22 protein-coding genes and 1 pseudogene are annotated in these 21,708 nt (G+C 65.7%); 12 read left to right on the forward strand and 11 right to left on the reverse strand.

The genetic code is table 11. From position 1 onward, the window contains the following. Positions 1-30: 30 nt before the first annotated feature. Entirely contained in the window at positions 31-1,326 is a 1,296-nt protein-coding gene (locus tag DPV74_RS00655) for an MFS transporter (protein WP_027790157.1), read from the forward strand. 50 nt (positions 1,327-1,376) lie between these two features. Then, the gene (locus DPV74_RS00660; protein WP_060357175.1) at positions 1,377-2,159 is read left to right on the forward strand and encodes a substrate-binding domain-containing protein; all 783 of its coding nucleotides are present in this window, start codon (positions 1,377-1,379) and stop codon (positions 2,157-2,159) included. 24 nt (positions 2,160-2,183) lie between these two features. Here the strand turns inward: DPV74_RS00660 and dctA are convergent, their stop codons facing one another. The 11 genes and pseudogenes from dctA to DPV74_RS00715 all read right to left on the reverse strand — a co-directional run bounded on the left by dctA (position 2,184) and on the right by DPV74_RS00715 (position 12,120). After that, positions 2,184-3,512: a C4-dicarboxylate transporter DctA gene (gene dctA / locus DPV74_RS00665; protein ID WP_119336326.1), complete on the reverse strand. Its 1,329-nt coding sequence runs from the start codon at positions 3,510-3,512 to the stop codon at positions 2,184-2,186. A gap of 33 nt (positions 3,513-3,545) precedes the next feature. Further along, positions 3,546-4,469, reverse strand: a complete 924-nt coding sequence (locus DPV74_RS00670) for a LysR family transcriptional regulator (protein WP_060083134.1) — start codon at positions 4,467-4,469, stop codon at positions 3,546-3,548. Positions 4,470-4,486: 17 nt separating this feature from the next. Next, positions 4,487-4,770 (reverse strand): annotated as a pseudogene (locus DPV74_RS00675) (helix-turn-helix domain-containing protein); the annotation flags it as partial. 52 nt (positions 4,771-4,822) lie between these two features. Continuing rightward, positions 4,823-6,025, reverse strand: coding sequence for an MFS transporter (locus DPV74_RS00680; protein ID WP_027790153.1), 1,203 nt, complete (start codon positions 6,023-6,025; stop codon positions 4,823-4,825). Positions 6,026-6,169: 144 nt separating this feature from the next. Further along, positions 6,170-7,597 (reverse strand): MFS transporter, encoded by a 1,428-nt coding sequence (locus DPV74_RS00685; RefSeq protein WP_119336327.1) that lies wholly within the window; start codon positions 7,595-7,597, stop codon positions 6,170-6,172. 206 nt (positions 7,598-7,803) lie between these two features. Then, positions 7,804-8,247, reverse strand: coding sequence for a type II 3-dehydroquinate dehydratase (aroQ, locus tag DPV74_RS00690; protein ID WP_027790151.1), 444 nt, complete (start codon positions 8,245-8,247; stop codon positions 7,804-7,806). Between the two features lie 19 nt (positions 8,248-8,266). Next, positions 8,267-9,100, reverse strand: a complete 834-nt coding sequence (gene aroE, locus DPV74_RS00695; RefSeq protein WP_119336355.1) for a shikimate dehydrogenase — start codon at positions 9,098-9,100, stop codon at positions 8,267-8,269. Further along, positions 9,100-10,320, reverse strand: a complete 1,221-nt coding sequence (locus tag DPV74_RS00700; protein WP_119336328.1) for a CaiB/BaiF CoA-transferase family protein — start codon at positions 10,318-10,320, stop codon at positions 9,100-9,102. The genes aroE and DPV74_RS00700 overlap by 1 nt, the downstream gene beginning before the upstream one ends. After that, positions 10,320-10,778 (reverse strand): MaoC family dehydratase, encoded by a 459-nt coding sequence (locus DPV74_RS00705; protein ID WP_021157528.1) that lies wholly within the window; start codon positions 10,776-10,778, stop codon positions 10,320-10,322. Before DPV74_RS00705 ends, DPV74_RS00700 begins: the two co-directional genes overlap by 1 nt. Positions 10,779-10,780: 2 nt before the next feature. After that, positions 10,781-11,173, reverse strand: coding sequence for a VOC family protein (locus tag DPV74_RS00710; RefSeq protein WP_027790149.1), 393 nt, complete (start codon positions 11,171-11,173; stop codon positions 10,781-10,783). Next, positions 11,170-12,120, reverse strand: coding sequence for a ketopantoate reductase family protein (locus tag DPV74_RS00715; RefSeq protein ID WP_027790148.1), 951 nt, complete (start codon positions 12,118-12,120; stop codon positions 11,170-11,172). Before DPV74_RS00715 ends, DPV74_RS00710 begins: the two co-directional genes overlap by 4 nt. Before the next feature lie 132 nt (positions 12,121-12,252). Here DPV74_RS00715 and DPV74_RS00720 point away from each other — a divergent pair, with 132 nt between their 5' ends. The 10 genes from DPV74_RS00720 to DPV74_RS00765 all read left to right on the forward strand — a co-directional run bounded on the left by DPV74_RS00720 (position 12,253) and on the right by DPV74_RS00765 (position 21,626). Beyond that, positions 12,253-13,173, forward strand: coding sequence for a LysR family transcriptional regulator (locus DPV74_RS00720; RefSeq protein WP_027790147.1), 921 nt, complete (start codon positions 12,253-12,255; stop codon positions 13,171-13,173). Between the two features lie 227 nt (positions 13,174-13,400). Continuing rightward, a complete protein-coding gene (locus DPV74_RS00725; protein WP_119336329.1) occupies positions 13,401-14,081 on the forward strand; it encodes a hypothetical protein in 681 nt (226 codons plus the stop codon). A 31-nt stretch (positions 14,082-14,112) separates the two neighbouring features. Beyond that, the gene (locus DPV74_RS00730; protein WP_027790145.1) at positions 14,113-14,604 is read left to right on the forward strand and encodes an Lrp/AsnC family transcriptional regulator; all 492 of its coding nucleotides are present in this window, start codon (positions 14,113-14,115) and stop codon (positions 14,602-14,604) included. Positions 14,605-14,755: 151 nt separating this feature from the next. Continuing rightward, on the forward strand, positions 14,756-15,835 hold the full coding sequence (locus DPV74_RS00735; RefSeq protein WP_119336356.1) for a homoserine dehydrogenase: 1,080 nt from the start codon (positions 14,756-14,758) through the stop codon (positions 15,833-15,835). After that, complete coding sequence (locus tag DPV74_RS00740) at positions 15,832-17,262, forward strand: aldehyde dehydrogenase family protein (protein WP_119336330.1); 1,431 nt, start codon at positions 15,832-15,834, stop codon at positions 17,260-17,262. Before DPV74_RS00735 ends, DPV74_RS00740 begins: the two co-directional genes overlap by 4 nt. An 83-nt stretch (positions 17,263-17,345) precedes the next feature. After that, positions 17,346-18,143 carry an ABC transporter ATP-binding protein gene (locus tag DPV74_RS00745; protein WP_034196105.1) on the forward strand — a complete coding sequence of 266 codons (798 nt, stop codon included), beginning with the start codon at positions 17,346-17,348 and terminating at the stop codon, positions 18,141-18,143. Between the two features lie 31 nt (positions 18,144-18,174). Then, entirely contained in the window at positions 18,175-18,954 is a 780-nt protein-coding gene (locus tag DPV74_RS00750; protein ID WP_119336331.1) for a transporter substrate-binding domain-containing protein, read from the forward strand. 71 nt (positions 18,955-19,025) lie between these two features. Next, complete coding sequence (locus DPV74_RS00755; protein ID WP_059699164.1) at positions 19,026-19,703, forward strand: ABC transporter permease; 678 nt, start codon at positions 19,026-19,028, stop codon at positions 19,701-19,703. Between the two features lie 13 nt (positions 19,704-19,716). Then, the gene (locus DPV74_RS00760) at positions 19,717-20,412 is read left to right on the forward strand and encodes an ABC transporter permease (protein ID WP_081066296.1); all 696 of its coding nucleotides are present in this window, start codon (positions 19,717-19,719) and stop codon (positions 20,410-20,412) included. A gap of 44 nt (positions 20,413-20,456) precedes the next feature. Beyond that, positions 20,457-21,626, forward strand: coding sequence for a PLP-dependent aspartate aminotransferase family protein (locus DPV74_RS00765; RefSeq protein WP_027790138.1), 1,170 nt, complete (start codon positions 20,457-20,459; stop codon positions 21,624-21,626). Positions 21,627-21,708 lie beyond the last annotated feature (82 nt).

Below are 21,708 nucleotides of genomic sequence, written 5' to 3' on the forward strand. Positions count from 1 at the left end.
CATATTTCCGGATTTTCAGGAGACACCTCGATGCACCCCTCGTCCAGCCTTCCGGCCGAACGTTCGAAGGCCGCCGCGATCTTTCGCGTCACGGCCGGCAATTTTCTCGAGCAGTTCGACTTCTTCCTGTTCGGCTTCTACGCCACGCAGATCGCCAATGTCTTCTTCCCTGCGCAAAGCGAGTTCGCTTCGTTGATGATGACCTTCGCCGTGTTCGGCGCCGGCTTCCTGATGCGGCCGCTGGGCGCAATCGTGCTGGGCGCGTACATCGACGAGGTAGGCCGCCGAAAGGGCCTGATCGTCACGCTGTCCATCATGGCGAGCGGCACCATCCTGATTGCGTTCGTGCCGGGCTACGCGTCGATCGGACTGCTGGCGCCCGTGCTCGTACTGATCGGGCGGCTGCTGCAGGGCTTCTCCGCAGGCGCCGAGCTGGGCGGTGTATCGGTCTATCTCGCCGAGCTGGCAACGCCCGGCCGCAAGGGCTTCTTCACCAGCTGGCAATCGGCCAGCCAGCAGGTTGCGATCGTCATCGCGGCGGGCCTCGGCTTTGCGCTCAATCAGTGGCTGAGCGCATCGCAGATCGCCACCTGGGGATGGCGCGTGCCGTTCTTCGTCGGCTGCATGATCGTGCCGTTCATCTTCATGCTGCGCCGCAACCTGGAGGAAACCCAGGAGTTCAAGGCGCGCAAGCATCGCCCGGGCATGAAGGAAGTGTTCGGCACGCTGGTTCAGAACTGGGGCGTCGTGGTCGCCGGCATGATGCTCGTCGCGATGACCACCACGAGCTTCTATCTGATCACCGTCTACGCGCCGACCTTCGGCAAGACGGTGCTGCATCTGAGCACCGCCGACAGCCTGCTCGTGACGCTCTGCGTCGGCGTGTCGAACTTCGTGTGGCTGCCGATCGGCGGTGCGCTGTCCGATCGGTTCGGCCGTCGGCCGCTGCTGGTCGGCATGACGATGCTCACCGTCCTGACCGCCTATCCGGCGCTGTCGTTCCTCGCTCACGCGCCGTCGTTCGCCAACATGCTGCTCGTCCTGCTCTGGCTCTCGTTCATGTACGGGATCTATAACGGTGCGATGGTCGTCGCGCTCACCGAAGTGATGCCGGTGCAGGTGCGTGTCGCGGGCTTCTCGCTCGCCTACAGCCTCGCGACGGCCGTGTTCGGCGGCTTCACGCCGGCCATCTCGACCGGGCTCATTCACATGACGGGCGACAAGGCCGCACCCGGCTACTGGATGAGCTTCGCCGCGGTGTGCGCGCTGCTTGCGACCTTCGCGCTCTACCGTCACCGCACGGCGACGCTCACGCCGGCGCATTGATAGCCCATCCGAAACTTCACCCACACACACGAATTCGCATGACCACGACCATGAGAAATCAGCTCCTGAAATTTTGCGCGACCGCGCTCGTCGCCACCGCGGCGTTTGCGGCCAACGTGCAGGCGGCCGAGCTCCACGTGATGAGCTCGGGTGGCTTCACGGCCGCCTATAAACTGCTCGGCCCGCGGTTCGCGTCGACGACTGGCAATACGCTCGACACCGCGCTCGGCCCGTCGATGGGCAAGTCGCCCGAAGCGATTCCGAACCGGCTCGCGCGCGGCGAGCCCGCCGACGCCGTCATCATGGTCGGCTACGCGCTGGACGAACTGATCAAGCAAGGCAAGGTCATCCCCGGATCCCGCGTCGAGCTCGCCGATTCGCGCATCGGCATGGTCGTGCGCGACGGCGCGGCAAAACCCGACATCAGCACCACCGAAGGTCTCAAGCAGGTGCTGCTGCACGCGAAGTCGATCGCCTACTCGGACAGCGCGAGCGGCGTGTATATCGAACGCGAGTTGTTCAAGAAACTCGGCATCGAGGAGCAGGTGAAGTCCAAGGCGAAGATGATCCCGCGGATTCCGGTGGCTTCTGTCGTCGCGAACGGCGACTACGAAATCGGCTTCCAGCAGGTCAGCGAGCTGCTGCCCGTCCACGGTGCGACCTTCGTCGGCAAGATTCCCGAATCGCTGCAGTCCGTCACGCGCTTCGCTGCCGGCATCCCCGTCGGCGCGCAGCATCCGAAGGAAGCGAAGGCGCTGCTCGATTATCTGGCGTCGCCCGACGTGCAGGCTGACGTGAAAACAACCGGACTGGATGCCGTCCCCGCGCATTGAGTCCGACCCGCGGGAAGGCTTGTGTCACAAAGTCTTCCCGTTGCCGCCGGCATCCCCTGCGGTACTGCCTTCATCGGCCCCGTTCGGGGATGCCGGGCCGGCCATGGCGAGCCTCTGCGCAAGCCGCATGCGATCGCACGCACCTTCCCACAGCGAAACGAAGATCACCGCGCAGGCATTGCTGATCACGCTTGTCAGGGCGCGCGCCTCCGACATGAAGCGATCGATGCCGACCAGCAGTGCGACGCCGGCGACGGGCAGGTCGGGCATGACGGCGAGTGTGGCGACCAGCGCCACCAGCCCGCTACCGGAAACACCGGCCGCCCCCTTTGACGTGAGCAGCATGATGGCGAGCATCACCGCGATCTGCGACGCGGAGAGCGGCACGTCGCACGCCTGGGCGATGAACAATGCCGCGAGCGTCAGATAGATCGCGGTACCGTCCAGATTGAAGGAATAGCCCGCCGGCAGCACGAGCCCCACGATGCCCTTGTCGCAGCCGAGTGCCTCCAGCTTGACGATCAGACGCGGCAGAACGGGCTCCGTGGACGACGTCGCGAGGACGATGAGCAATTCTTCGCGCATGTAGCGCAAGAGCCGCCACAGCGCGAAACCGTGCAGTCGCGCGAGCGGTGCGAGCACCAGCGCGACGAACAGCACGCAGGCCACGTAGAAGGACGCCATCAGCTTCGCGAGCGAGCCGACCGAACCGATGCCGAAACGGCCCACCGTGAACGCCATCGCGCCGAATGCGCCGAGCGGCGCGAGCCGCATGATCATCGCGAGCACGCGAAAGACGACCTGGGCGACACCGTCGATCAGCGCAAGAACGGGCCGGCCGGCCCGCGGGTGCGCATTCAGCGAGAAGCCGAACAACAGCGACAGCAGCAGCACCGGCAATACTTCGCCTTTGGCGAACGCGCCGAGCATCGTGTCCGGAATCACGCTCAGCCCGAACGCCACAAGCCCCCGCGGCTCCGCATGCTTCGCATACGGAGCGAGGATGCCTGCATCCAGGTGGCTGACGTCGACGTGCATGCCGGCGCCGGGCTGCAGCACATATGCGGTGACGAGTCCGAGCGCGAGCGCAGCGGCGGTCAATAGATAGAAGAGCGCCAGTGCCCGCACGATCGTGCGGCCGATCGCCTTCCCGTTCGCCAGCGACGTGATGCCCGAGACGATCGTGCAGAAGACGATCGGGGCGATGGTCATCTTGACCAGGCCGACGAACGCATCGCTGAGGGGCTTGAGCATCGCGCCCGCCGCGGGCCATGCGTGACCGATGCCCATGCCGAGCATCATCGCGAGCAGAACCTGCACGTAAAGCGATCCAAGCGGCCTGGCCAACCTCACTGTCCGGTCTTCCTTCGTGTCTCTCTGTCGTCGTTACGCCGATGCGCCACTGCTTGCGGTTCCGCCACGCTTCGCCTCGATGACCATCCGATGAAATGCCTCGGCGGCCGGCGTGAGCGGTCGTCCGCGCCGCTTCACGATTCCCACGCGTCGTTTGACGACCGGTTCGACGAGCGGCACGCTCGTGAGAATCGGGTGGTCATGCCCAGGCATCGCCATCGAGGGGACCGCGGCGACGCCGAGCCCCGCTTCGATCAATCCGAGCAGGGTCGTCACGTGGCGTGTCTCGCAGACGCTCGGCGCGCGCGGCGCGACGGCGGTCAGCGCCTGGTCGAGCAGCAGACGGTTGCCGGAAGTCTTGTCGACCGACACATAGTCGTGCTCGTAAAGCTCGTTCCAGGTCACGCGCTTCTTGCGTGCGAGCGGGTGGTCGCGGCGACAGGCGGCAACGAACCGTTCCTGGAGCAACACCTTGAACTCGATCTCAGCCTCCTGGCTGCCGATGAAGCTCACGCCGAAATCCGCCTCGCCGCTGATGACGGCCCCGAGCACCTCGTTGGCGCTTGCATCGAGCAGCTTCACCCTGATGCGCGGAAAGCGCTGATGATAGCGCGCGACGATGGCGGGAAGAAAGTAGTAGGCGACCGACGGCACGCATGCGATCGTCACATGGCCGAGGCGGCTCGATGAAACGTCGCGAATGCCGAGCAGGGCGGCATCGAGATCGTCGAGCAGTTGTTCGGCACTCTGCGCGAACACGCGACCGACCGTGGTGAGCGAGACGCTGCGCGTGGTGCGCTCGAACAGTCGTACGCCGAGCGCTTCCTCGAGCTTGTCGATACGACGGCTCAAGGCCGGCTGGGAGAGGTTGACTGCGTCGGCGGCCTTTCGGAAGCTCCCCGTTTCCACTACGGCGCGAAATGCCTGCAAGTCGGTTAAATCGAAGTTGATCCCCACAGGCAAATCTCCGCCACTCAGATGCGGTGCATTGTGCATGATTCTGCCGGCGCCATGCGTGTTGCGTTGCCTGAAACCGATGTCTTCGGGTTTGCCCGCCGTGGTTGCCCGAACCGCGCACGATAGTCCCGCGGCGATGCGCCGACGCATTTTGCAAACGCACGCTGTAACGCGTCCACGCTTGCGGATCCCGATCGTTCGGCTATCCGTTCGAGCGGCCTGTCGGCCCGCTCCAGCCGTTCGCACGCCCGACCCGCGCAGCCGGCACGTAACGGGCCGGTGAGAGCCCGGTCTCTTTGACGCGTGTGATCCTTGCGCTGCGGCAGATCGCCGGATCGTGGAAATCGAGGAGATTACCTGGCGACCAAGGTCGCGTGGATGACTTTTGGCAGCCACGCATACGCAATCGTTACCAGCGTCACGCCGACGACGAGCATCGGCACAACCATCGGCCACGCGCCCGACTGGTAACGCGGATCGGCGAATCCCGCTGCCGTCTGTCCTACGCTGAACGCGAAGAACATCATGATGAAGCCGGACCAGGATACGGCGCGGCCTGCAAGGTGAGGCAGGCCGCTGACCGCCCCTGCCTGCCCGCACGGCTGATGGATTCCGTGGCCGAGGCAATACACGCCATGCCCGACGAGCAGCGGCCAGATGCTGCCGGGAAGCAGCGCGCACCCCAATGCCTGGATCACTGCGCCGCAGAGGCTCAGCGTTGCGCCTTGCCGCACCGTTCGCAACATGCTTTGACGGCGCAGCAGCACGCGGCAACCAAACGTGCTCAGGACATAGACGAGCGTACCGCCCGCCGGTATCCAGCCATAACGCTGGGGCGAGATGCCGAGCTGCCCGATGTAGATAGCCGGAGACAGCAGCAGAAAGCAGAACATGCCGGTGTACGTCGACGCGGCCAGCAGTGTCCATACCCTGAACGGGGCATTGCCGAGTATCTCGCGCACCTCCCGGTTCGAGTCCCGGCTCGGCGCGCTTCGCGCGAAGCTCTCCTCGAAGCCGTACCAGCACATGACGAGCAACCCGAGCGCATACACGCTCATCCCGGCGAGCACCCATCGCCATCCGGCCTGCTGTGCGACATACGCACCGAGGATCGGGGCGAGGAACGCCATCATCCCCATCCCCATGAAACCGCGCGCCATTACGTACGGGCCGTCGCCAGCCGAATACCGGTCGCGCACTGTCGCACGGGCGCATACCAGTATCGCGGCCATGGCCAGCCCCTGCATCGCGCGAGCGGCCACCAGCATCGCCGCGGTTGAGGCCAGCGCAGCGGCCAGTGCGGACAGCGCATAGAGCGCAAGGCCGGTCAGCAGGACGGGGCGGCGGCCGAACCGGTCGGAAAGGCTGCCCATCGGCAATTGCCCGACACCGAATATCAGCGCGAAAACCGTGAGGCTGACACTGGCGGAGCCCAGCGTGGCGGCGATTTCGGGCAGCGCCGGCAGGTAACTGTCGGTCGCCACCGGCTGGGCCGCCAGCAGAAGCGGCAACATGAGCGCGAAGTTCAGGCGAGCGGGTCGCGTGGAGTCCGGCATGGCGGTTTTCGACACGGTATCGGGCATCGAGCTTCGAGTAAGGGCTGCGGTTACGCAAGGTTGCTCGTCCGGCGAGCGCGGCCGCGGCGAGCTGAAATGGCCGGGCGGAAGGGGCGCCGAACCCGACGCCCCGCCGAACGCCGGCTAGCTGCCGACGGATCCGGGCACGGGTTCGCGCACGACGCGATCGTGCGACAGCGCCTCGGCGCGCAGCAGGTCGTATTCTGCCTTGGCGACCGGTTGCGCGTTCGCTCGCCCCAGGTCGTTCAAATGGACACGACTGGTCTCGCGTGCGCTCCAGGCCGCGAGCGACGCGATCACGGTGATGCCGAACGCGATCGCACCGACGATCAGCCAGACGTGATGGGCGCCGGGCGGCGCGACCGCGGTGAACAGCGCGGGCAGCATCGCCGTGGCTGCGGTACCGAGATTCTGCGCGATGGCCATCGCCGAGACGCGCGTGCGGGTCGGAAAGAGTTCCGGGTAGAAGGCGGGAAATACCGCGTTGTAGCCCTGGTACACCACGCCCCACATCAGCATCGACATCACGAATGCGAGCGGCACGTTCCGGATGCTGATCGCATACAGGTACGCGAACGCGAGCAGCCCGGCGGCCAGCGAGCCGACGATGATCGGCGGCCGGTGGCCGATGCGATCGGACAGGTTGCCGACGAACGGAATCACGATCATCGCAACGATATTGCCCATCACCGTGATCCAGAGATAGACATCCTTCTGGAATCCGATTCCATATGCAGGCTGAACCGCATAGGCCGCGCCGAAGATCGTGGCGACGACCGGAATCACGTTCATCATCGACATGCAGGCCACGCGCAGCATGTCGGGAAAGTGGTGCCTGAAAGCGTCGGCCACCGGCGAGCCGGCTTGCGACCGGTTGCGTACCGCTTCGTCGAAGGCCGGCGACTCGTCGACCTCGCGGCGAATGATCAGGCCCGCCACGATGACCAGCGCACTCAGCAGGAACGGAATGCGCCAGCCCCAGCTATCGAATTGCGCGGACGGCATGTAGTAGGCGAGCGGCAGGAACACGGCGGCGGCCAGCACTTGCCCGGCCTGCACGCCCTGCAGCGTGAAGCTGACGAAGTAGCCGCGCCGGCCGAACGGCGCGTGCTCCAGGATCATCGAGCTCGCGCCTGTGATCTCGCCGGCCACGGCGAAACCCTGCAGCAGGCGCAGCGTCACCAGCAAGGCGGGCGCGATCAACCCGGCTTGCTGATAGGTCGGCAGGAGGCCGACGCCGACGGTCGAGATGCCCATCAGGAACATGCAGAACAGCAGGACGGTTTTTCGTCCGCGCGTGTCGCCGAGGTGGCCCAGCACGAACGCGCCGATCGGGCGGGACACGTAGCCGACGCCGTAAGTGGCCAGCGACGCGATGATGGCCGTCGTGGGACTCCCGTGCGGAAAGAATATCTGCGGGAAGATCAGTGCCGATGCCGTGGCGTAGATGAAGAAATCGTAGTATTCGAGCACCGATCCGATCCAGCCGCTGATCGCGGCTTTTCTCGATTGGTGCCTGCCCCTGGGCTCGTCTCGCAAGGTCGTGGTCATCGTCGTCTCCGGATATTGATATGTATGCCGGGCAAGGCGGGTGATGCGGGGAGTCGTCACTGCCCGATGTGTCGACTCCGTCGTGCGACCTGACCGCGGCCCGTCGATACGGCACGCGGCGAGCACGCGCGGTGCGCAACGCCGCGCCCTGGCGACGGCTGCGCATGCGCGTCGGTCCCGCATCGGCAGCCGATGCGGGAATCGGCTTATTCGTCGCCGAGTGCCGAAACCGCGGCCCTCAGCGCCAGCAGATAACTTTGGACACCGAAACCGCAAATCTGCCCGCTGACGATCTCGGCCAGGACGGAGTGATGCCGGAACGGCTCGCGTGCATGAATGTTGGACATGTGCAGTTCGACGATCGGGCACGTGAGGATCGCAAGGGCATCGCGAATGCCGTAGCTGTAATGCGTCCATGCGCCCGCGTTGATCAGCACCGCGTCCTGGCGTTCCTCGAAAGCGCGATGAATGCGCTCGCACATCGCGCCTTCGTGGTTCGTCTGGAACGATTCCACCTGCACACCCAGTTCCGTCGCCAGCCCTTGCAGCCGCGCATCGATCTGCGCGAGCGTGATCGTCCCGTACTGCGCCGGATCGCGCTTGCCGAACATGTTGTGATTGATGCCGTGCAGCATCAGGATCTTCTTCATGCGAATCTCCGTTGCGTGTTCAATCAAAGGGCACGGCCAGGCGATCGATCACCGCGCTGGTTTGGGGGCGTACGCCGCGCCACCACGCGAACGCTTCGGCCGCCTGCTCGACCAGCATGCCGACGCCATCCGCGATCCCGTGTACGCCTGCGTTTTTCGCGAGCCGGAGAAACGGCGTCAGACGCTTGCCGTATGCCAGCTCGTAGGCCGTGCCGGCCGGACTGAACACGCTCGGCGGAACCGGTGGCAGGTCGCCGGTCAGGCTCGCCGACGTGGCATTGACGACCAGGTCGAAACGCCCCATGCGCGCGAGGTCCGCGTAACCGCTGGCAACGAGCGGGCCGCGTCCGGCAACCTGCGCGGCGAGTGCGCGCGCCTTGTCGACGTCGCGATTCGCGATGACGAGTTCCGCCGGGCCGGCTTCGAGGAACGGCAGCAGCGCGCCGCGTGCCGCGCCGCCGGCACCGAGCACCAGGACACGCTTGCCGGCCATCGGCAGATTGAGGTTCGTTTCGATATCGCGCACCAGCCCGATGCCGTCGAAGTTGTCCGCCAGGATGCGGCCGCTGTCGAACTTGAGCGCGTTGGCCGCGCCCGCGAGCTGCGCGCGCTCGCTGCGTTCGTCCGACATCGCGAACGCGTCGAGCTTGAACGGCGCGGTGACGTTGATGCCCTTGCCGCCGCCGTCGAAAAACGCGCGAACCGCGTCAGCGAAGGCGCCTGCCGGTTCGATCGGCCCCTCGATCGCCGTATAGCTGAGGTCCTGCCGCGTCTCCTGCGCGAAGAGGCCGTGAATCAACGGGGATTTCGTGTGTCCGATCGGATTGCCGATCACCGCGTATTGGTCGGTCATCATTGGCTCGCTTTTGAGTAGAGGACGCCGTCGGCCTGCATCGCGTCGATTTCGGCCGGATCGAACCCGAGGGAACGCGCGATCTCCGCGTTGTGCTGCCCGAGATCGGGCGCGACGTCGCGAATCGTCGTGTCGCAATCGGAAAACCGGAACGGCAGGTTGGGCAGGCGCAGCGTCCCGTAGCGCGGATGCTGTTGCTCGACGACCATGCCTCTGGCCTGGATCTGCGGATCGTTCAATACCTCGTCGATGCGCTGCACCTTCGCGCACGGAACGTCGATGCCGTCCAGCAGATCCAGTACCGACGCGACGGAACGCGCGGCCACCCACGGCTCGACCACCGACAGAATTTCCGCGCGGTGCGCGTTGCGCCCGGTGCTGTCGTGAAACCGCGTGTCGGCGCCGAAGCCCGCCGGGCCGCCGTGCGTCGCGATCAGCTCGGCGAAGCGCTTCCACGCGTCGTCGACTTGCGCGGCGATCACGAGATCGCCGTCCGCGGCGCGAAACACGCCGTAGAGCGTCGAGGTCGGCATGTCGTGCCCGGTCTGCTCGGGCAGCACGCCCTGCAGCGTGTAGCACTGCACCGCATATTCGTGCATCGATACCAGCGTGTCGTACAGCGCCATGTCGACGTGTTGCCCGCGGCCGCTCTTCATGCGCCCCAGCAGCGCGGCATTGATGGCCGCGACCGCATGGATGCCGGTGTACATGTCGCCGAGCGAGATGCGCAGCAGCGGCGGCCGCTCGCCCGGCGTGCCGACCATCTGCATGATCCCGCTCTTGGCTTCCGCGATCAGCCCGAAGCCCGCGCGATGCGCGTCGGGGCCGGTATGCCCGTAGGCCGAAATCGAGCAGTAGACGAGGCCCGGATTGCGCGCCGACAGTTCGGCATAACCGAGCCCGAGCTTGTCCAGCGCGCCCGGCCGATAGTTCTCGATGAACACGTCGGCCGAGTCGCACAGTCGCTGCATGAACGCCTTGCCGCGCGCGTCCTTCATGTTGACGCTCACGCCGCGCTTGCCCATGTTGAGCTGCAGGAAGTAGCCGCTTTGCTGGTCGTCGAGCACGGTTGCGTGCTGCCTTCCGGCGTCACCCGACCCGGGCCGTTCGACCTTGATGACCTCGGCGCCGAGCGCCGCGAGACAGCGCCCGACATACGGCCCGGCAAGGAAGTGGCTGTAGTCGACGACGCGAATGCCTTCGAGTGGGCGAGCCTGCATTACAGTGCCTCCGGGCGGCGCGGCACCATCAGGCGATGCTCGCCGCGTTGAACGACCTGACCGTCCTGATTGATCAGCTCCGACGGCAGCACGACGATGCCCCAGTCCGGGCGGCTCTTGCTGGCCCGCATCGAGCCGACGCGGAACTTCACGTGCAGCACGTCGCCGACCTTGATCGGCAGCAGGAAATCCCACGTCCAGCCGAGCGACATGCCCGGCAGAAAGCGATAGTCGCTCTGCGTTTTCAGGCCGTCGGCGATGGACAGGCCGAACAGCCCGTGCGCGACGAGGCAGCCGAAATGGCTCGCGTTCGCGTATTCCTCGTCCACGTGGACGGGCGTATGGTCGCCGGTGAGGTCGGCGTACGCGAGAATGCGCTCCTTGGTCACGATGTAGTTCGGGCTCGTGCACGTGTCACCCTCGCGGGCGTCGTCCCAGTATTTTTCGACGATCGTCATGGTCACGCCTCCGCGCGCGGGTTGATTGCCAGCGCCTGTGCGACGCAGGAAGCCGGTCTGGCCTGGATCAGTTCGACGGCGAGCCCGTCGGGCAGGCGAAGCCAGTTGCGCCCCTGCGGCATCTCCGTCACGCCGAATCGTTGGGCCGCGGCCAGCGCGGCCTCCAGGTCTTCGCACATCACGCCGAGATGGGCGAGCCGGCCTTCCGGGCCTTCGTATTCCGGCGCGTGGATGAACTGCAGGCCGCCGAGCGTCCAGTACTGCCGCGGCGCGTCGAGCGTGCCGTCCACTTCGCGCAGGGTCATGCCGAGCACGTCCTCGAAGAAACGGATGTGCCAGCGGATGTCCTTCACCCAGATCGCAACGTGTTCGAGATAGGCTTTCGTGGCATTCATGCGGCCGCCTCCTGCCGTTGGCGGTCGGCCATCGCGCGTTCCAGCCCCTTGATGCAGGCGACGAGCGTTGCATTCACCGGGGTCGGCACGCCGTAGCGCTGGCCCCAGCGCACGACCGAACCGTTGATGAAGTCGATCTCGGTGATCGAGCCCTTCTCCAGGCTTTGCAGCATCGACGTCTTGAAGGTCGCGGGCAGCCCCTCGGCGGCCAGCGTCCATGCCTGTTCGGGATCGGTCATCGACAGCTTCACGCCCGCAGCCTGCGCCGCCGCGATCGCCTCGGCCACGGCCGCGAGCGACGTCGCCTTCAGCAGCGGCTCGTCGTAAAGCTGCCCGTAGGTGAGGCCGGTCAGGCCCGTCAGCGCACCCGTCGCGACGTTCACCAGCAGCTTGTCCCACATCGTGCCGACGATGTTGTCGCTGATCGTCGTGGCGAGGCCGGCGGCATTGAACGCCGCGGCGATCGCCTCGACACGCGGTGTGATGCGGCCGTCGAGTTCGCCGATGTAGGTGTATTTGCCGATCACGCCGGATTCGATATGACCCGCGCCGCGCAGTACGCCGCCGACGTAGGTCTTGCCCGCGAGGACGCGCTCGCGGCCGACGACGTCGATCAGGATGTCCTCGTGTCCGAGGCCGTTCTGCAGCGACAGCACGGCGGTATCCGGCCCCACCAGCGATTGGGCGCCGCGGATGGCCGCATCGGTGTGGAACGACTTGACCAGCACCACCACCAGGTCGGCCACGCCGACATCGGCAGCCCGGGTCGTCGCGTGGACGCGCACGTGGCGGGTGCCGCCGGCGTCGTCGACGCGCAGGCCGTCACGGCTCATCGCATCGACGTGTGCGGGCGAGCGGTCGATCAGCCAGGTCTCATGGCCGCCTTGGGTGAGGGTGGCGCCGATCGCGCAGCCCAGTGCGCCGGCGCCCAGAATTGCTATTTTCAATGGATTCTCCTTTGTCGACGAGAGTTGGCGCTTTGGCGCCTTACTCTGGTCCCATGCAAAGCTGACGTATGGCATCACGATAGGCGTCGCCGCTCATGCCGCCAATGCAATGGATACAATGGCGTCATTGCCATGGACAATAACGCCGCGATGCCCGCCGACCTGCCCGACCTGAAGCTGCTTCAGCTTTTCGATCTCCTGTACGACGTGCGCAGCGTCACGCGCGTAGCCGAGCAACTGGGCCAGAGCCAGCCGACGGTCAGCATCTGGCTCGGGCACTTGCGGGAACACCTGCACGATCCGCTTTTCATCCGGACGCCCGGCGGCATGGCGCCGACACCGCAAGCCGACGCGCTGATCGGGCCATGCCGGGAAATTCTCGAATCCCTGCGGCGCTTCACTGCGTGGGAGATCGCGTTCGATCCCGCGACGGCCCAGCGACGGTTTCGCATCTGCATGACCGACGCGAGCCACGTCACGCTGCTTCCGCGGCTGCTGGCCCATGTCCGGGCGCAGGCGCCCGGCGTCCGGCTGGAAGCCGCACGGATCGACGGCAATACGGAGCGCGCGCTCGAATCCGGCGAAGCCGACCTCGCGATCGGCTATGTGCCGTGGCTAGGCGGCGGCATTTATCAGCAGAAGCTGTACGACCAGGACTGGGTATGCCTGGCGAACCGGCATCACCCGAGGATTCGCGGTCGTCTCGGGGCGAAGCAGTATCGTTCCGAAGGACATGTCGCCATTACGGCGGGAACCGGCGCGCAACTCCTCGAGCAGGCGCTGCGGCAGGCGCGCATCGAGCGCGACGTCGTGCTGGAGCTGCCGGGTTTTCTGGGCCTGGGGGCGATCGTCCAGACGACCGACCTGATTACGACGCTACCTCGTCATATCGGCCAGACACTGGCTCAGGCGAGCGATCTGGCGGTTCATGCGTGCCCGATCCCGGTCGACGGGTTTGCGGTACGGCAGCATTGGCATGCGCGATATCACCATGAGGCGGGCAATCGATGGCTGCGTGGTGTCGTGATTCGATTGTTCGGTGCATCGGATTGACCTGCGGGTTTGGCGTTCGCGACGGATGCCAGGCTGGCCGGTGTTTGGTGGGATGTAAAACGTCCAGAAAGCCGTGCTTTTCGACGTTTTGCGTCGATGTTCGACGCGGTTGAGATTTTTTTGGTCGCACCGAGGCGATATGATTTCTCCAGCCCCAACATCGTCGGCCAATCCATGACGCGCGCCAGCATTGCTGCGACGCGGCCCCGCAAGCACGAGAGAGTTGTATGCCGGACACGCCAATCGTCATCGTCGAACACGCCCGCAGGCGAACCGCCCAAGTCCGGGCCGGCGACGCTCCCGCCGCCTTGCAGGATGGTCCCAAGTGGGTGTGTCGTATCGTCACGGATCACGCACAGAGATCCTGCGAAGGGCACCGATCCGCTGCAAGCGCGGCTGAAATGCTCGGCCGACTGAAGCCTGCGAACGTCGCGTTGACGGATCCTGTCCCGAGCGTCGGCGGCTGGCTGGCACGCGCTTCGACCGACGGGGCGGGCCGGTGTCGAGCCTATGCGCATCTCGGTGCGAACCGGATCCTCGAGATGGTCGGCATGCCGGGCGTCGGCCCGTGGCTTGACGAGCACGATACCTGGTGGCCCGGCACGTACGAGCTGCCGCTGCTCGAGCAGTTGTCCGCGGACGAGTCGCCTCTGCGCAACCTGCTTGGCGCCACTGCGCCCGCCCATCTGCTGATGAGCCTGACAGAAGTCGACGGCACCGCACTCGTGACCGAATCGGACGATGGCATCGAGCGCCCGTTCCGTATTCCTGCAGGTGTGGACACGATTCATTTCGAACCCGTATGCATCCGCGGGCCAGTCGCGCAGTGGCGCGAAACGCTGGTTACCGCGTTCGACCGTGTCCGGCATCTGGTCGGGCTCAGATCGGCCCGTCCTTTTTATCTTTGACGCAAGTACCCGTTCTCCGGCAGGCCACGCCATGACCGACGCACTCGACTCCTTCGACCGCAAGATCCTGAATATCGTCCAGCGCGATTGCACCGCGACGGCGGACGCCATTGCCGAGCGGATCGGTCTGTCCACCTCGGCCGTGCAGAAGCGGCTGAAACGCATGCGCACCGAAAAGATCATTTCGGCGGAAATCGCGGTGGTCGATCGCGCGGCGGTCGGCAGGCCGATGACGTTCATTGCGGCAATCGAGATCGAACGCGAAAACTACGAGACGGTCGCCAGGTTCCGCGAGTGGTCGAAGGCGCACGACGAAATCCAGCAGATCTACTACGTGACCGGCTCCGTCGACCTGATCGCGATCATCACCGCACGCGACGTCGAGGCGTACGACCGGCTGTCCGCGCGGATCATGCAGAGCAACCCGATGATCCGCCGGATCAACACGAATGTCGTGCTGAGCGCGGTCAAGGTCGGGCTGTTCGTGCCGGTCGACAAGGACGACGAACCGCCGGCCACCTGACGCAATTGCTTCGCGCGGCAACGGGCGATCCGCCCGTTCCGCATGACAAACCGCAACGGATGACTACCTGATTCGGGCGAAACGACTAATTTGAAAATCGATTCGCACGACTAACCTGTATCACGTGGTCAATGAACAGGAGATGATCGAGATGGAACTCAAACTGGCACTGGTCGGTTTCGGCGGAGTCAATCAGGGACTGGTCGAACTGCTCAAAAAGAAGCGTGCAATGCTGGGGGCGGCGGGACTCGACGTATCGGTGACGATGGTCGCCGACCTGCGGCTCGGGATCGCGACGAATCCTCGCGGTATCGCGCTGGACGTCCTCGACGAAACCGCGCGGCGGGGCGTCGATGCGGAAGCGCTGCGCCGCGATCCGGGCACGCTGGTGTCGCCGGACGTCGGCCTCGGTGCGGTGCTGAAGGCCATCGCATCGGACCACGTGGATGTCGTCGTCGAGGCGACCTTCACTGATCCGAACACCGGCGAGCCTGCGCTGTCGCATTGCCGTACCGCGCTCGAATGCGGCAAGCACGTGATCACGACCAACAAGGGGCCGATCGCGCTCGCGCAGCCGGCACTGGCGCGGATCGCCGCGCAATCGGGTGCCTGTGTGATGTACGAGGGCACGGTGATGAGCGGCACGCCGGTGCTGCGGCAGCTCGCGACCTCGCTGCGCGGCTGCGACATCAACGGCTTCGCCGGCATCCTGAACGGCACGTCGAATTACGTCCTCGGTGAGGTCGAGGCCGGCGCGAGCTTCGATGCGGCGATCCGGGATGCGCAGCAGCGCGGCTATGCGGAGGCGAATCCGGCGGCCGACGTCAACGGTTCGGACGTACAGCTGAAAGTCGTCATTCTAGCGAACGCGCTGTGGAATGCCGGCCTCAAGCGTGGCGACGTGACGTGCCGCGGCATCGTGGAATTGACCGAGCACGACGTGCGCGCGGCGGCGGCGGAGCGCATGTCGTGGCGGTTGATCGGTTCTGCCGTCCGTCATCCGGACGGCACCGTGACCGCGAGCGTCGAACCGCGCAAGCTCCCGGCCGGCCATCCGCTGCTTGCCGCGAGCGGCGTCACGAACGCGATCACGTTCGACACCGACGTACTCGGCGGCGTGACGATCAGCGGGCCGGGTGCCGGCCGTGAGGAAACGGCGTTCGCGATTCTCTCCGACCTGATTGAACTCGCGGACAGAATCGGCGCAGCCTCGCACGAGGTGGTGGCATGAGCGCGCGCGATGCGGTGGTGACCGACTGCACGGGAGCCGGCGTGGCCGATGTTCGGTCGCCCTATGACGGCTCGATCGTCGGCCAGGTTCGCCTGTCGCCTGCAGATGCGGCGCCGGTCCTCGTCGAGCGCGCGCTCGACGGCGCGCGCTCGGCCGCAACCCTGCCACGCAGCCGGCGGGCCGACATCCTGTTTCGCGCGGCCGCGAGCGTGGAAGCACAAGCGGAGACATTCGCACGCACGATCGCGCTCGAAGCGGGCAAGCCGCTGCGGCAGGCCCGCAAGGAAGTCGCGCGCTGCGTGAACACGTTGCGCCTGTCGGGCGAGGAAGCGAAGCGACTGGCCGGCGAGACGATCCCGTTCGACGGGTATCCCGGCTCCGAGGATCGCAGCGGCTACTACACGCTGGAGCCGCTGGGCGTGATTCTCGCGATCACGCCCTTCAACGACCCGCTGAACCTCGTTGCACACAAGCTCGGGCCGGCGCTCGCGACCGGCAATGCGGTCATCCTGAAGCCCTCGTTGCTCGCGCCGCTGTCGGCGCAGGCCCTCGTCGAGGTTCTGTGGGAAGCCGGGGCGCCGCGCGACGCGCTGCAGATCGTGCACGGCGGCGCGGATATCGCGTCGGCCCTGGTGCGCGACCGGCGGATCCGGATGGTGACCTTTACCGGCGGCCCGCAGACCGGCGAAGCCATCACGCGCGATGCGGGGCTCAAGAAGATCGCGATGGACCTGGGCGGAAATGCGCCGGTGATCGTCATGGCCGACTGCGACCTGAAGGATGCCGCCGAATCCTGCGTGTCGGGCGCGTTCTGGGCGGCGGGACAGAACTGCATCGGCACACAGCGGATCTTCGTCGCCGAGGCCGCATACGAGCCGTTCGTCCGGTATTTCGTCGAGCTGACCGGCAGGATGGTCGTCGGCGACCCACTGGACGATGCGACCGACATGGGGCCGATGATCGGCGAGGAACAGGCGATCCGCGTCGAACGCTGGGTCGACGAAGCGGTCTCGTGCGGTGCGACGGTGCTGAGCGGTCATCGCCGACGCGGGGCGCTGTACGAACCGACGGTGCTCGCGGATGTGCCGCACGACGCGCGTGTATGGACCGACGAGGTGTTCGCGCCGGTCGTGACGATCGAGAAATTCACCGACCTGCAGCAGGCGCTCGATGCGGCCAACGCGTCGGAGAGCTGCCTGCATGCAGGCGTGTTCACCAGCCGGCTGGAGGTGGCGCTCGGCGCGGCCGAGCAACTGCAGGCGGGCGGCGTGATGATCAACGATTCTTCCGACTACCGCTTCGACGGCATGCCGTTCGGCGGATTCAAGCATGGGTCGCTGGGCCGCGAAGGCGTTCGGTTTGCGATGACGGAAATGACGCAGCCGAAGGTGGTCTGCTTCAGGCGCAACCGGCGGCTGTCGAGCTGATGCGCAAGCGCCGGCGCCTGGCGGGCCGGCGCGGCGCGAACCGGAGCGGTGTGGTGAGCAACGTATCGAAGAAGGAGTCGAGGATGCCAGCAGCAATTCCTGCATGCAAACCGGCGGCGGACGCGCTGGTGGTCGAGGATATTCACAAGTCGTTCGGCGGTGTCGAGGTGCTGAAGGGCATCTCGCTGACCGCGAGGAATCACGAGGTCGTGTCGATCCTCGGCAGCAGCGGGTCAGGCAAGAGTACGTTCCTCAGATGCATCAACCTGCTGGAAATGCCCGACCGCGGCCGGATCTGCGTGAACGGCGAAACGCTCGCGCTGAAGCCGGCGGGACGCGACGGCGCGCTAGTCGCGGCCGATGCGCAGCAGGTGATGCGCGTGCGCCGCAAGCTCGCGATGGTGTTCCAGCAGTTCAATCTCTGGGCGCACATGACCGTGCTGCAGAACGTGATGTTCGTGCCGGTGCGCGTGCTCGGCGTGCCGAAGCGCGACGCCCGCGACAAGGCGATCGCGATGCTCGAACGGGTCGGGCTCGCCGGCAAGTGCGAACACTATCCGAACCAGCTGTCGGGCGGCCAGCAGCAGCGCGTCGCGATTGCACGTGCACTCGCGACCGACCCCGACGTGATGCTGTTCGACGAGCCGACGTCGGCGCTCGATCCCGAGCTCGTCGGTGAAGTGTTGAAAGTGATGCGCTCGCTGGCCGACGAGGGACGCACGATGCTCGTCGTCACGCACGAGATGGGGTTTGCACGTGAAGTCGCGAACCGGGTCGTGTTCGTCCATCAGGGAAGAATCGAGGAAGACGGCAGTCCCGATGAGGTGTTCGCGAGCCAGAAGTCGCCGCGTTTCCAGAAGTTTCTGTCCAGCATCATCTGATGCGGATTCATTGTCAACCGGAGAGGAAACCATGAAGAAGCTGCTTCAGTCGCTGTGCGTGGGCGCGGCATTGCTCGGATCGGTCGCGCACGCCGAGCAGGTCGTGCGGATCGGCACGCTCGCCGATTACGCGCCGTTCGAATACAAGGATGCATCCGGCAAGCTGCAGGGCATGGAGATCGACGTCGGCAAGAAGATGTGCGACACGATGAAGGTCAAGTGCCAGTGGGTGACGATGGATTTCGACGCGCTGATTCCGGCGCTCAAGGCGAAGCAGATCGATGCGGTGCTCGCGCAGATGTCGAAGACGCCGGAGCGCGAGCAGTCGGTGGACTTCTCGCGCATTTTCACGACGGCGCCCGTGCAGCTCGTCGCGAAGCAGGGCTCGGGCATCACGGACAACGCCGCCACGCTGCGTGGCAAGACGATCGGCGTTCAGACGGCCTCGACGCACGAATCCTATCTGCGCCGCCGCCTGCCGGCGAGCAAGTCGGGGATCAACGTGAAGGTCTATCAGACACTCGACGAGGCCTGGCTCGATCTCGAGGCCGGGCGCGTCGATGCGGTATTCGCCGACAACACGGTCGCGTACGACTGGCTGACGAAGGCCGGCAGGAAGGAAGGCTTCGACTTCGTCGGCAAGCCGATCGCCGATGCGGAGATCTTCGGCGACGGTACGGCGATCGCGGTACGCAAGGGCGACGCGCCGCTGAAGGCGCTGTTCGACAAGGGCATCGTGCAGGTGCAGGCGGATGGCACGTTCGCCGCAGCCAACAAGCGCTATTTCCCGTTCAGCATCGCGCCGCAATAACCGCGTATCGGGACCGCGCGGTCGCTGTATGGCGGCCGGCGCGAATCGGGCTCACAAGGAGCGATATTACGATGGACATCTTGGTGAACTACGGCGCGCAGATCGCGGCTGGCGCGCTCGTCACGCTGGAGCTCGCGGTCGCCGCGCTGTGCGTCGGCATGTTGCTCGGCATCGCCGGCGCATCGGCAAAGCTGTCGAGCCTGGGGTGGCTCAGACATGCGACCTATGCGCTGACCAATTTCCTGCGCGGCATTCCCGAGTTCCTGATCCTGTTGATCTGCTACTTCGGGCTGTCGCATCTGCTCAACGCGCAATTCGATGGCGCCATCGTCATCAGCCCGTTCTCGGCCGGCGTGATCGCGCTCGCCGTGGTGTTCGGCGCCTACTCGTCGGAGATGTTCCGCGGCGCGTTCATCGCGGTGCCGGCCGGACAGATCGAGGCCGCGCGCGCGTACGGGATGACACGCCTGCAGACACTGTGGCACGTGCGTCTGCCGCAGGCGTGGCGCATCTGCCTGCCGAGCCTGAACAACATGTGGCAGAACTTGCTGAAGGACACGTCGCTGGTGTCGATCGTCGGGCTCGAGGACATGCTGCGCAAGGCCAACATCGCCGCGCAGTTCACCAAGCAGCCATTCGTCTTCTACGTGACGGTCGGCATCGTCTATTTCGGCTTTCTCGCCGTATCCAACCCCGTGTTCGCGTGGCTCGAGCGCATCGCGGGCCGCGGTTACGCAAAACGCACCTGACGGGGGCCACGTGATGAACGACTTTCTTTCCCTCATCGTGCAGTCCGGCCCGGACGTCGCGCGCGGCATATGGATCACGCTCGAGCTGCTGGTGCTGTCATGCACGCTTGCGTTCGCGCTCGCGGTGCCGCTGGCGGTCGCGCGCACGTCGGCGTGCCGGTGGCTGTCGACACCGAGCCGCCTGTTCATGTCGGTGTTTCGCGGCACGCCGCTGCTGGTGCAGATTTTCGTGCTGTATTACGGGCTCGCGCAGTTCTCCATCGTGCGTGCGTCGCCTCTGTGGCTGCTGGTCGGCGGATCGTTCTCGTGTGCGTTGTGCGCGCTGACGCTCAATCTCGCGGCGTACATGGCGGAAGACATCCGGGGCGGGATCGCCGGCGTCCCCGCCGGCGAGAAGGAAGCCGCGCTCGCGTTCGGGATGAGCCGCTTCATGCTCACCTGGTTCGTGATCGTGCCGCGCGCGATCGGCATCGTCGCGCCGACGCTCGGCAACGAGATCGTGCTGCAGCTGAAGTCGACCGCGCTTGCCAGCACGATCACCGTGCTCGACCTGACCGGTGTCGCACGCCGCATCGCGATCGAAACCTATACGACCGATGCGCTGATGCTGGCCGGCATCGTGTACGTCGGCATCACGGCGGTGCTTTCGACCGTGCTCAAACGCATCGAAGGCCTGCTGAATCGCCATCTGGGCAGCGCGCGTGCTTGACAGGCACCGAATGAACGCGACACAACCAACGATCCGAGGACGACATGGGATACAAGCTTGAAACGCTGGCGCTGGCTGCGGACCGCGACGTGACCGACGAGAAGTCGGTCGCGCCGGCGATCCACTATTCGGCGGTGTTCAAGGCAGCCGGCAGCGAGGAATTCGCGGAGATGTCGAGCGTGCCGCAGCATCCGCGCAACTACACCCGCTACGGCAATCCCGTTCACGAGCGCGTAAAGGCGGTCATGGCGGAGCTCGAGGGCACCGAGACCGCGCTCGTCACCGCATCCGGAATGGGCGCGATCGCGACCGCGATCCTCAGTGTCGTGAAGGCCGGCGATCACGTCGTCGGACAGACGCGTCATTACATGAGCACCACGAAAATGCTCGACGACATGCTGCGCCGGTTCGGTGTCGAGGTGACGTTCGTCGACCAGACCGACGTGGTCGCGTTCGATCGTGCGATCCGGCCGAATACGCGGCTGATCGTGCTCGAGTCGCCGGTCAATCCGCTGCTGCTCGTGACCGACATCGCCGCGGTGACTGAAATCGCAAGGGCGCGCGGCATCCTGACGCTCGCGGACAACACGTTCGCGTCGCCGGTCAATCAGCAGCCGCACCGGCTCGGTGTCGACATCGTCGTGCACAGCGCGACCAAGTATCTGGGCGGTCATCACGACCTGACCGGCGGCGTGATCTGTACGAGCCACGTGCTCGCAGAGCAGATCTGGCATACGCACATCACGCTCGGCTCGGTGCTGTCCCCGATGGACGCGTGGCTGCTGCTGCGCGGGCTGCGCACGCTGCCGATGCGCGTCGAGCGGATCAACGCGAACGCTCAGGCGCTCGCCGAATTCCTCGAAGCGCACGCGAAGATCGAACGCGTGTTTTATCCGGGCCTGCGCAGCCATCCGCAGCACGGACTCGCATGCCGGCAAATGCGCGGCTTCGGCGGTGTGGTGGCGTTCGGCGTGCGGGGAGGCTACGGCGAAGCGCAGCGCTTTGTCGAGGCGCTGCGCTTGCCGCTGAATGCAGGCAATCTCGGCGGCGTCGATTCGCTCGCGATCCATACGGCATCCATGTGGGCGGGCACGATGTCGGCGGAGCAAATGCGCGCTGCCGACATTCCGCTCAATTTCATCCGATATTCGGTCGGCATCGAGCACATCGACGACCTGAAAAGCGATATCGCGCAAGCATTGGAGCAGATCTGACACGGACCGGTGCGCACGCTCGATCGACGTCTCGTGTGCGTCGCGCCGACCTTTGAATCGATTCGGGCACGAGATGCGCGGA

The sequence above is a fragment of the Burkholderia sp. HAN2018 genome (assembly GCF_024704855.1).
GTDB classification, from domain to species: domain Bacteria; phylum Pseudomonadota; class Gammaproteobacteria; order Burkholderiales; family Burkholderiaceae; genus Burkholderia; species Burkholderia cepacia.